The organism is Prevotella sp. C561 (genome assembly GCF_000224595.1).
In the GTDB taxonomy this organism is placed as follows: Bacteria; Bacteroidota; Bacteroidia; order Bacteroidales; family Bacteroidaceae; genus Prevotella; species Prevotella jejuni.
In genome coordinates, this window is record NZ_JH114147.1 from 171,381 (window position 1) to 182,637 (window position 11,257).

General features: G+C 41.7%; 10 protein-coding genes and 2 pseudogenes. 3 read left to right on the top strand and 9 right to left on the bottom strand.

Features of this window, described 5'->3' with window-relative positions; translation table 11 throughout:
* The first annotated feature begins 7 nt into the window (after positions 1-7).
* Positions 8-2,860 carry a pitrilysin family protein gene (locus tag HMPREF0666_RS10415; RefSeq protein ID WP_042856274.1) on the top strand — a complete coding sequence of 951 codons (2,853 nt, stop codon included), beginning with the start codon at positions 8-10 and terminating at the stop codon, positions 2,858-2,860.
* 114 nt (positions 2,861-2,974) lie between these two features.
* Here HMPREF0666_RS10415 and HMPREF0666_RS10420 read toward each other — a convergent pair whose 3' ends face one another.
* The 6 genes from HMPREF0666_RS10420 to HMPREF0666_RS10445 all read right to left on the bottom strand — a co-directional run bounded on the left by HMPREF0666_RS10420 (position 2,975) and on the right by HMPREF0666_RS10445 (position 9,185).
* Positions 2,975-3,589, bottom strand: a complete 615-nt coding sequence (locus HMPREF0666_RS10420) for a DNA alkylation repair protein (protein ID WP_009012341.1) — start codon at positions 3,587-3,589, stop codon at positions 2,975-2,977.
* A gap of 778 nt (positions 3,590-4,367) precedes the next feature.
* Positions 4,368-5,429, bottom strand: a complete 1,062-nt coding sequence (locus HMPREF0666_RS10425; RefSeq protein ID WP_008449737.1) for a relaxase/mobilization nuclease domain-containing protein — start codon at positions 5,427-5,429, stop codon at positions 4,368-4,370.
* Positions 5,413-5,844 (bottom strand): hypothetical protein, encoded by a 432-nt coding sequence (locus tag HMPREF0666_RS10430; RefSeq protein WP_008449726.1) that lies wholly within the window; start codon positions 5,842-5,844, stop codon positions 5,413-5,415. Before HMPREF0666_RS10430 ends, HMPREF0666_RS10425 begins: the two co-directional genes overlap by 17 nt.
* Before the next feature lie 360 nt (positions 5,845-6,204).
* On the bottom strand, positions 6,205-6,666 hold the full coding sequence (locus HMPREF0666_RS10435) for a DUF3408 domain-containing protein (protein ID WP_008449678.1): 462 nt from the start codon (positions 6,664-6,666) through the stop codon (positions 6,205-6,207).
* A 4-nt stretch (positions 6,667-6,670) separates the two neighbouring features.
* Positions 6,671-7,639, bottom strand: a complete 969-nt coding sequence (locus tag HMPREF0666_RS10440) for a toprim domain-containing protein (RefSeq protein WP_009012342.1) — start codon at positions 7,637-7,639, stop codon at positions 6,671-6,673.
* 181 nt (positions 7,640-7,820) lie between these two features.
* Positions 7,821-9,185: a VapE domain-containing protein gene (locus HMPREF0666_RS10445; protein WP_009435903.1), complete on the bottom strand. Its 1,365-nt coding sequence runs from the start codon at positions 9,183-9,185 to the stop codon at positions 7,821-7,823.
* Between the two features lie 376 nt (positions 9,186-9,561).
* Here HMPREF0666_RS10445 and HMPREF0666_RS10450 point away from each other — a divergent pair, with 376 nt between their 5' ends.
* Together HMPREF0666_RS10450 and HMPREF0666_RS10455 are read left to right on the top strand one after the other, a co-directional pair.
* A complete protein-coding gene (locus HMPREF0666_RS10450) occupies positions 9,562-9,864 on the top strand; it encodes a helix-turn-helix domain-containing protein (RefSeq protein ID WP_008449658.1) in 303 nt (100 codons plus the stop codon).
* 11 nt (positions 9,865-9,875) lie between these two features.
* Complete coding sequence (locus tag HMPREF0666_RS10455) at positions 9,876-10,166, top strand: helix-turn-helix domain-containing protein (protein ID WP_008449754.1); 291 nt, start codon at positions 9,876-9,878, stop codon at positions 10,164-10,166.
* 277 nt (positions 10,167-10,443) lie between these two features.
* On the opposite strand, the gene HMPREF0666_RS18690 is transcribed toward HMPREF0666_RS10455, so the two are convergent.
* The 3 genes and pseudogenes from HMPREF0666_RS18690 to HMPREF0666_RS10465 all read right to left on the bottom strand — a co-directional run.
* On the bottom strand, positions 10,444-10,743 hold the full coding sequence (locus tag HMPREF0666_RS18690; RefSeq protein WP_009012343.1) for a response regulator transcription factor: 300 nt from the start codon (positions 10,741-10,743) through the stop codon (positions 10,444-10,446).
* Positions 10,744-10,856: 113 nt separating this feature from the next.
* Positions 10,857-11,042 (bottom strand): annotated as a pseudogene (locus HMPREF0666_RS18135) (hypothetical protein).
* Between the two features lie 12 nt (positions 11,043-11,054).
* Positions 11,055-11,257 (bottom strand): annotated as a pseudogene (locus tag HMPREF0666_RS10465) (IS1380 family transposase); the annotation flags it as partial.

The following is an 11,257-nucleotide window of genomic DNA, read 5'->3' on the forward strand; positions in this document are numbered from 1 at the left end:
AATGACTATGTTCAAGAATATCACTAAATGCCTATCGAGCGTGCCAGTGGCACTGCTCATAGGCTTTTTGTTTTTTCCCTTTAATCCTGCCAATGCGCAGATGAATGGATTGCGAAAGGGAAAACTGGCAAATGGGCTTACTTATTATATCTATAATGATGGTTCTGCTACTGGTGAGGCACAATACTACCTCTACCAGAATGTAGGTGCTATCTTGGAGAATGATGAGGAAATGGGATTGGCGCACGTGTTGGAGCATTTGGCTTTTAATACGACAGACCACTTCCCTAATGGTGTGATGAACTTCCTTCGCAGTAACAATCTCAATGACTTTGAGGCTTTCACTGGTGTTGATGATACGCGTTATGCGGTTCATAACGTACCAACCAATGATGCGAAGCTAAATGAGAATATGCTTTGGGTGCTCCGTGACTGGTGCCATGGCGTCAAGATGACCCCTAAAGACATTGAAAAGGAACGTGGTATTATCCTTGAGGAATGGCGTCATCGTTCGGGAGTAGACCGTCGTCTGACAGATGCCATTGCCCCTGTTGTTTATAATCATGCTGGTTATGCAACTCATAATGTGATTGGTTCACAGAAGATTCTGGAGACCTTCCAGCAGAAGCAAGTAAAGCAGTTCTATGATAAGTGGTACCGTCCTAATATGCAGTTTATTGCTGTTATCGGTGATGTTGATGTCGACCAGATGGAAAAGGATATCCAGACAGTTTTCAAGACATTGCCAGCTAAGCAAGCCCCTGCTGTAAATCCACAGACAAGACAGATTCCTGACAATACCACACCGCTCTATATGCGTTTCATTGATCCAGAGAACAAGAGTGCTTCTTTTGGTCTTTATCAACGTTATGAGGTGAAGGGCAACGCTCCAGAAGAGGACCGTGTGCGTCAGTTTATCTTCACTAAGTTCTTCAACACATTGGCTCCAAAGCGTTTTGTGATGTTGAAGAATGCTGATAAGGAGAGTTATATTGCCGCTGAGGTGAGTCTATCTCCTTTGGTACGAAACTATTATCAGATGGCATGGGACATGGTTCCCTATCAGGGTAATGAACAGAAGGCGCTTCAGCAGATGTTAGCTGTACGTGATAACTTGCGCGACCAAGGCTTTACTGCTGCTGAGTTCAATGCTGAGAAGGAGAAGATGTACAATGGAATGAAGGATGTCCTCGAAGCAAAAGGATTAGGTACACCAGACAATGCTTTGATGCTTTTCCGTCAGAACTTCCTCTATGATATTCCTGTACAAGACTTCCGCGGACAGATTAACCGTAACCTCGAAACTTTGGTTGAATTAGAGGTTGAGGATATGAATGCTTGGATGAAGTCATTGCTTAATGATAATAACCTTGCTTTTGTCACTTATTCTAAGTCGCAGAGTGAGATGAATATCACTGAGAATGATCTTATGGCTGCATTGAAGGAAAAGAGTTCATTCAGCGATATGGCTCATGCTGATGGTATGAAGCCTATCAGTCAGTTGATTGACTTCCCTCTGACAGGAGGAAAGATTGTTTCTGAAAAGCAGTTGAAGACTTTGCAGGCAAAGGAGTGGACACTCTCTAATGGTGCGAAAGTTCTTTATCGTTACGTTCCAGAACTGAGTGGTAAGTTCCTCTTTGCTGGTTCTGCAGAAGGTGGAAAGTCTATTGTTCCAGCACAGGAACTTGCCAACTATAATGCAATGCGTTCACTCTTGATGCAGTCAGGTGTATATAATTACAACCGAAATCAGTTGGCGCAGTGGCTACAGGGTAAGAATATCAATCTCTCCCTCTCATTGGAAGACTATAGTGATGGTATCGGTGGTAATGCACCTGTTGACAAGGCTGACGATTTCTTCAGCTATCTGTATTTGATTCTGTCACGTCAGAACTTCTCAAAGTCTGCCTTTGATAAGTATGTCCAGCGTAACCTCTACGTTTATGAGAATCGTGCAACAACAGGTATGGCTGCCGTACAGGATTCTATCCAGCAGTTGCTCTATCCAGTAAGTGCAATGAATCCACGTCAGGATGAGGCTTTCTTTAAGTCAGTTCAGTTTGATAAGTTACAGGAACAGTTCCAGGCACATCTTGGTGATGCATCACGTTTCACCTATTGTCTTATTGGTGATATTCCAGAAGCAAAGGCAAAAGAGTTGGTGCTTCGCTATATCGGTTCTCTCAAGGGTGAAGGTAAGCCTGTGAAGACTGCTATCCAGCCAATGGATTTCTCGTCATCTACGCCTGTTATCAAGCGCACTTTCGAGACTGAGACAGAAGGTGGTATGGCAGAGATTGAGATTTCATTTGCCAATAAGCAGAAACTGTCTGAGCGTGAGCAAGCTGCTTTGGAAGTGATGCGTGGAATCTTGGAACGTCGTTATTTTGATGTATTGCGTGAGAAAGAGCATCTTACTTATACCGTAGGTGTACAGAGCAACTATACTTCACAGCCAGTAGCTGGCGAGAACCTTAACATTCACCTTTCTACTGCGAAAGAGAATGCAGACAAAGCAGTTAGCCTTGTTTATAGTATTCTTGATGATGTGAAGGCTGGCCGTTTCACTGCTGATGAGTTCAAGGCTGCAATGGTACCTTTGGCTGTTGATGAGGAACAGTCTGGTGCAGCATCACAGTCAAACAGTGACCCATCAGTTTGGATGGCTTTATTGAACATCTATGCTGAGACTGGCAACGAGCTATCTCCAAATGATAATGCCGCTTCCGCACCAGTATTCAAGACACTTACACCACAAGATATCACTGCTGTAGCTATGAAAGTGATGACAAATGCTAAGGAGCGTGAGATTATTGTCAAGCCTGCTGCGCAGGAAGGTAAACATACCTTTAAGTAATTAATGGTAAGTAAATTTAATAAAACAGAGGTGTACCAAGAGTGCACCTCTGTTTTTTTGACTTTGTACAAGATGTACTGAATAAAGTAAAGATGCAAAATATACAAGCAGTCTTTATTTCAATATTTTAGTTGCAAGTTTATATGTGAAGAATATTCGTGGGTTAGATAAATCCCACTGTATTACCTCCTGCTGTATCAAATCTGGATATTTTTTGCTTATATCCTTTAACGCATTACCTACGGATTTCCTAAGATACTCACTTTCATCTTCTTTGTGTTTGCTGATCAATGCTATAGCAATCATTGGATTTTCTTTGAAAAATGGTCGATTTGTCCAAATTCTCAATCCCTCTGTTACAGCACGAACAACATTTGGATTGTTGTCGTTTATCCACTCTTCAATGAGAGGTAAGGATGATTCATATCCTTTGTACTTGCAAATTTCGTCAAAGGCTTTTGCAAGCATTTCTTGTACTCGCCAGTTTTTATCGATAGAAACTTGCTCTTTCAGAAAATAGAGAGCTTTTTTATCTGTTGTAGCTAATTTGCCCAATATTGATGTAGCCAACATTCGTGCTTGATATGCTTTATGTTCAAGTAGAGTGATGGCATATTTAAAGCACTGTTCTTTTGAATTTGAAGAAAGGATTTCATTAGTTCCATCAATGATATGTTGAAATCCGTGCTCAATTTCTAAAATTCGACTTAATACATTTTCTACACTCATAACGATCTGTTTTTTAGCTTTTTATTAATCATTGTAACAATGTATCTCATCACGCTGTAAGTAAATAGAACCAATTATTCTAATGTCTTGTGTGGATTTATATGCTCTGAAACTATTTAAAAGTTTAGTCCTATTCTGTTCAATGCAAATATAGAAAAAAGGTTGTGAACTTCCAAGAATAACACAACCTTTTAGCAAAAATCTTTTTATTTCAAAGTTGAAGCTATATACTTAATGAGCTCTTCTCCCGATTATTTGGTTCTGTTGTTAAATACGTGGATACTTTTCGTATAAATTTAACAGAAGAAGCGAAATTATTCATTAGACAAAAAACATAGCTAAATCTGTCAACTGTCTATTCTATTATTATCCTCCGACACAGAAAACCTTTTTACCTTTATACTTAAAAAACGTATTTAGGGGTTTGAAAAATCATTACACATTTCCAAGCAAAGGCTCTATAAATAACGGTAAAAAGATATCTAAAGGGCGTGTTTGTAACTTGCAGATAGTCAGTTGGTTGTAAAGTAATGTGGCGGGAGGTGCCTAATTGGACTTCAAGATAATTCTTAAAATACAACTTGTTGAAAATAAAGAAGTTACCTTGTTAGTAGAACTAAACTGGTAACGATTTAGAAACGAGCGAGTTACTTGGTTTCGCTGTTTTCTGCCTAACAAAGAACGCTTGTTATTCTGTTTGCAAAGATAATACTTTGTTACCGAATAACAAGCGTTCTTGATGAGATATTCTTCTTTCTGCATTTTGTTCAGGCGTGAGTTATAATCCTCTTCCACGTTTTTTCTTTCTGTTGGCTTGGTTCCTGAGCTTGCGCTGCCACGCTGTTTCAGCATAGTCATTGCCCTGTGTGGATGGTGTAATCAAATCGCCTAATCCTTCCACAACTTCATCGGCTGCACTAACAATGGTGTCTGCCACTGTACTAATAGGATTCTGCACTTGTGGTGTGTCATTGTCTCGTGAAATTGAGGAGCGGCTTGGAGGTACGAGTTGATAACCGGTATCAGGGCGTTCGTTCTTTTCTGTTGCCTCCTGTATTGTTTGGTGTGGTTTCCTTGGCTCTTCCCTGTTGGTTGGTTCAAAGTTTTTCTGCAGGGAACGGTAGCCGAACTCCCTGCCGATTTCGGATGCCTTGAATGATTGTCCTGCGTATGAGAACTTCAAGCCATAGACCTTGCCCTGCTTGTTCTTCATGCGCTCTATCGCGATGCCGTTCTTGTTCAACTCGTAAAGGAACATGGAATGCCCAGTAATACCCATACCTTTGTACTTGTCAAGCAGGGCATAGCAGATTTGCTGTACCTGCTGTTTTGTCTGCTCTCTTATTGGACTGGCTTTTGGCTCCTGATGCTGCTTTTTCGCCTTGACCTCCTTTGCGATGGTCAAGTGTTTCTCCCTGCTGATTTCTTCCGCCACCCTTGCTGCCCTATTGCTCACAAAAGTAGTATCATAGACCTCTCCGTACAAACTGATGCGGTTGGCAATGATGTGAATGTGTCTGTTGTCGGTATCCTTGTGCGTTACCGCCACCCATTGGTGGTTGTCAAGTCCCATTTGCTTGGCAAATAAATGGGTTATCCACATGAGTTCGGACACTGACAGCTTTTTCTCGTCCTGCGGTGCGATGCCTATTTCGATACGGAGAAACTTGTTCCTGCAACGACTGTTGTAATCGCTGACCACTTTCATTTCCTCATAGATAGCCTTTGGCTCCCTGCTGCAAAGATTGTGGAAGGCAAGTCGATAGCCAAGCTTGCCCTCTCTGAAGATATAGTCTAAAGCCGTGCTGCCGTGCGCTATCGCCTTACATTTTCCTATCATTTCTTGTTAGATTTAAGACCTTATATACCTCATCTTCCACACGAAAATGAGGGTCGTAAAACCGCTTAAATGCTTCTTTTGCACATAGTGATAGGTTCTTTGTGATGAGTACCCACCTTTCGTCCTTGACCTTGATGAGATTGGATACCTGTCCATAGAACTTTCCTGTATGATGGAGAATGGCAATGGCTTCCCTCTCATTGTCTGTCATCTTGGGAACGGCTGTTACTTCTCCGTTAAGGAGTATCTCACGGCAGTAATCTGAGAACTTCCGCCCTGCACTTTCCGCTTTTGACTTGATACGCTGCTTCTCTTCTAAGGTGCATCTTACCTTGATGAACTCCGTTTTGTTCATCCGCTGTTCTTCCTTATCCTGTTGCTGCCATCGGGCAGCTTTTCCTTTGTATCTTTTCATATAAGTTTCTTAGAAAGTTAATCATTGTAGATGATTCATTGTTTCTTAATTCCTGAATACTGACCGATGAGAACGGAGTGATTACGGTCTTATCTCCCCGACAATCGAACGAGGGGAGCAAGAGCAGTTTGTGGGTACAAACTGACGTCTTGCAATGTCAGCTAACGAAACGTTTACGCATAAAGCGTTTTGGTTATTAAAAGCGAATGCCGTGCATTCAGTATCTAACTGCGTTCGTAGCGTTCCCACCATTCAGTGTTTTTAGCAAAAGTTCGTTGCCTTACTCTCTGAAAAGTGTCGAGGGTTTTGAGTGAAAGAGGTGTTCCTTTTTCTGAAACCCCTCGACCATTTTCTTGCGGTTCACAGTTTTCTCCATTTCTCTACATCCTCACCGTATTCCCCCAAATGGATGCGCACGATGTTCTCCACGAAACTTGAAAGATTGCTACCCCTGTCACCCAACCTGCGAACGATGAAGTCGGCACGTTCCTGCGTCTCCCTGCTCAGGTAAACCGCCTTTCTCTCACTTAGCTTTGTCGGAACGAGGAACGCCTGCTTGTATGCGTCGAGTGTCTCTTTTCTCATCTTGGCACTGATGCGTTTTTGAACGGTTGCATGCTCTGTATGCTGTGCAGGCTCGGCTGGCGTAACATACTTTATGACATGTTCTGTTCCTTGTTGTTTTTGCTCTTGAATATTTTTCATTCCCTTTGCTCGAAATTCAGCGACGGTTTGTTCACTTGAACTTTCAGCTTGGCTCATACTGAAAGATTTCCTGATGGTATTTTCCATTTCCTCTTTGCTGACTGTTTTCTTTTCCATACCTCTATCTTATTTTAAGTTTGACTTGTTTTCTTTTGTTGCTTGTATTGGGAGTTTTCTCCAACTTTTTCTGTTGCTCACGGACACGACTGACATGAAACTCGTTGAGGTCTTTGAAGTCTCTATAATACACTGCCATATCTTCTACCTTAAAACCTGTGTTTACAAATTCCTGCACAGCTTTTCGACCTGCATCGTCATTATCAAGAAAAGCACGAACAGAGGTTATATTTCTTTTATTCAGGTAGTGAATACTTCTTACAACATTACTCACGGAATTCATCACAAGGCATTGGTTGGTTACTTCCTCTTTCATTGAAAGGAAAGAAAGAAAATCCATAAAGCCCTCGAACAGACAGACAGGTTGTGCCTTGTCCTCAAATATAGGGGTGATGTCTTTCGGGGCAATCGTTCCCTTAAACAAATGATTGTCCCGTAGTTCATAACCACCTGAAGAATTGGCAAAGCCGATGGCTTCATATCTTCTTTCCCTTACCTCGTAGCTGATACATTTGAGAAAGGGTGTTGCCTTTTCTAAATCAATACAGCGTTCCTTTTTGAGATACTCCTGCAGGTGCGGCGGCAAGGTGTCTGAGATGCTTGTCAGTCTCCTTGTTCCGCTTGCTGTTATATCCTTTCTTTGATTTGGACTGATAGATGTTTCTCTCTTTGAAGAACAGGAGCAGTACGCTGTATGCTCTAAAGCGTTCTGCCCCAAACGGCAGATGGCTTCCGAGAGCGTGCAGCCTTCCAAGCGTATACAAAGGTCGATGATACTTCCGCCCCTGCCTTCGGCATAGTCTATCCAAAGGTTCTTTTCCGTGTCCACCTTGAAACTCGGATGAGTTTCCTCCCTGAGTGGTGAGCGATACATGACATAGGTAGATGTTTTACGGACAGGCCTAATGCCTTTCCTTTCGAGATATTCCACGATGGAATATCGTTTGATTAGTGATAAATCTTCTTTTTTCATTGTTTTGATACTTTAATGGGTTGAATGATAATTATTTATGCTTGTCTGTTTTATGGTTTTACCGTTTCCAAAGTTTTTCCCCTCCAAACTTTTTCATCTTTCTTCTTACTACATATTATTTTGTGATAAGTGATTGATAATCAGTATTACTTTGTAGTATAAGACAATACTACACATTCTACTACATTTGACTACTACAAGTTTGAAGGAGCGGGCAGGGCAAGATTTTCCTAATCTTGTAGACATAGATGGGGCTACCACCGTTTCTTCGTTTGCTCACCTTTATATATTCTGCTTTCTTCAAGGCTTCGCCCATACGTTTGGCAACAAGTGGCTGGTGGGTATAAATACCCAAATAGGTGAGTATCTCCGTAGTGGTCATTAACGAATAGTTTTCGTCCTCCGCTGGTTTCTCGAAGCAACGCAGCAAGAGTTCCATCTCAGCGGTCTGTACCTGAAAGTCCTCACTCTCCCTGTATAGTTCGGCAATCTCTTCATCATCAAACCAATAGCGGAAACCTGACTTTAGCAGGGCTTTGGCTTCAGCATAGACATTGTCCATTGAAATACGCTTGGCTTTCTCTATGTCTATGGAAAGTACTTCAAAGGGCAGGAACCTTCTGCTGCCTGTCGGGTCTGTAAGAAAGTCATTGCCGTTCACTGATGCCACAAAGCTTGCCAAGTGGGGATGCTCCTCCACGTACTTGTCATACGGCATACGGTACTTGACCATCGGACAGGTGATGAGGTTTTTCAGCTCGTTCTCATCCCGCTTATTGAGGGCTTTTAGCTGGTCGTCTATGTTTACGATAAGGTTCTGACCGATATAAGTGAGTGTGTCCTTTTCCTGCGGATATATTTTTCCTGTGTAACTGTAACCGTGCAGTGCTGGGGGACAGAGCAGGTCAAGGAACGTGGTCTTGAACTTGCCCTGCTCGCCTGTGAGTACGAGGCAGGTATGGTTACGGCACTCACGGTCGTCCATTGCGTTGGCAACCACTGCCACGAGCCACTTGGTGAGGTACGGCAGCCATTTGTCGGAGTTGCGCACGACAACGCAACTTGCCAAGTCGGGAATGGCTTTCAGTGAAAGGGAAACTTTATTTCCACAATCAGGGTTACTGCTGCCTATATCCGTTGCAGACAACTTTTTGAAATACTCCTGTATGGGGTTGATGCGTGGAGAGAAACTGCTCTCGATGATGGAATAGAGATTATCAGAAGATGTGATAATCCCGATGTCGTTGTCTATCTCCCTGCGGAGCGTGTTGATTTCATAGCGACCCACTTTTGAGAAATGAGCATCGTTCTTGCTTCGGTATTCGGTTCTTCCCAATACAGTGTTGTATCTGAACTCATAGCGAGAGGACAGATAGGTTTCTATCTCACCGTTTTTTGAGGAAGTCTTCTTTTGCTTGGACATATTGTTTCCTCCCTCCGATTTACCTTTATCTGCATTCTTCTTCATTATATGCTTGGTTTGGTTTCCAAGAGTGAAGTTATGAAGAGAACAAGAAAGTGCCAAGCATTCGGAGAGTGCTTGCATAATGTTGCGTACATTGGCTATGAATTTCTCACAGATTTTTGACAAGAAACTGTTGGAAAGTATGGATTTAAGCCCAAAACAAGAGGACAAGTGTGTAAAGGATGCAAGAAAGGCAGGTGCTAATTTGCTACAATACGCATCGTATTGCGTCGGCTAAAAGGATATGATAAAATGGAGTAAAGAGACAAAGAAAGAGAGCGACAATCCTTTTGCCATTTCCATGTTTTTCCCTCTATTTCCCTACTGTTCCCTCGTGCTTTGAAGTATGGCAAACACTCTCTACTTTTGCAGGCAGAAATATGCGGTGAAACGCAAGACGGACAAAGGTTTTATTAAACCAATAAGACAGAAATACAAACAAAACAATAATAAAACTATGGGATATTTTATCATTACGGATTCAAACTGGGCAAAGCTGAGGAACGAGATTCTCAGCCTTGCCGAGACCTGCCACAAGGCATTCGGGGAACGAAGCAGGCACACCGATTGGCTGCACAACGGTGATGTGTGCAGGCTGCTTAATATCAGCAAGCGCACCTTGCAGCACTACCGTGATACGGGTGTGTTGCCCTTTGCCCAAATCGGGCATAAGTGCTACTACAAGCGTGAGGACGTGGAACAGTTGCTCCAAACAAAAACGGAGAAAGCTGAAACGGGAAAAACTAAAATCAACAAATAGACACGAAGATTATGGAACAGGTAAGAGATTTGAATATAGAGGCGGACGATATGCAGGTGGTGCTGTCAGCTATCAGCGGAGTAAGCAAGAGAATTAAGGAAGTGGCACAGACACACAAGCCGCTATTTGGCGATGAGCACTTCCTTACAGGTAAGGAAGTATGCGAGAGGCTGTATATCAGCCCTCGCACCTTGCAGGACTATCGGGACAGGAGGATTATTCCTTACACACAGTTTGCAGGGAAGATACTTTATAAGGAGTCGGATTTGGAAAAAATGTTGGAGGAGAATTATAAGAGGTAACGAAACCTCTGCAAAAGTCCGTAAAAAGAAGAATAAAGTGAATATAACTTACTGATAATCAATCATAGTTTTTCTTCTAAAAATAGTTTTGCAGAGGTCTCGGTAACAGGTATATTGCAAGTAGCTATTCAGCGACAAAGGACATAAAACAATATTAATAATCAAATAGTTACTTGTAATTACTAGACATTTCAATCCGTATATCTTCAGTAGAAAATCCAACAAAACCACTTTTCGATATCAACTTTTGCCTGATACGATATTTTGGAGATAGTACTCAAATTAGATTATAATCCTCTACATATTGTATGGCCTCAGTAATATTGCTAACTCCAAGTTTTTTGAATATGTTTGTTCTGTGAGTCTTGATTGTAGTTATCGAAACAGAGAGATACTCTGCGATGTTCGCTATGCTTTTACCATTTGCACTTTGCCCAATAATAACTTTTTCCATATTAGTTAAATGTGAATTATTGGTTTGCACCCATTTATCGTTTCTCAATTCAAAATGATAGTCAACCCCAGATAACTTAACCAAGGCGTTCCCTATTTGTTTTCTTGTTGAATACGTTAACATACAAATTCCTAGTGTAATATGTTTGTTACTGTCAATTAAGTAATGATTAAAAAATAACTTGGTACATTTTCAGGCCAAAGACATCGGCATTGAACAATGTATTCAATTCGATATTAGCAGTTCTCATATATTTTATTTAACCTCAAATCCGCAACTAAGCCCTTGAAGGTTCTTATTGCGTTTACACGTCCTCTCATTACTGAATTTGCAGATAATTTGAACTTGAAGCACCCACTTCTGCCTACAATATCCCCTTACCCCACAATGTGACTTGAGGCAATACACAATATCATTCCCATAAGTTGTAGGCACTATCCAAAATCAGTCTGGAAAACATCTGCGTAAGCATAATTACAGGTATAGATATTCAGCACATACCGCCTTGATGTCTTGATCCACTTGGCTGGTACAGAGATAAACCTGAAGACAAACGCTTTTATGCGACTTGTTACATTGAGTCCGAACTTCTTTACGTCAAGTCTTTGAATAATGGCCTTGTAAAAGTTACGGATAA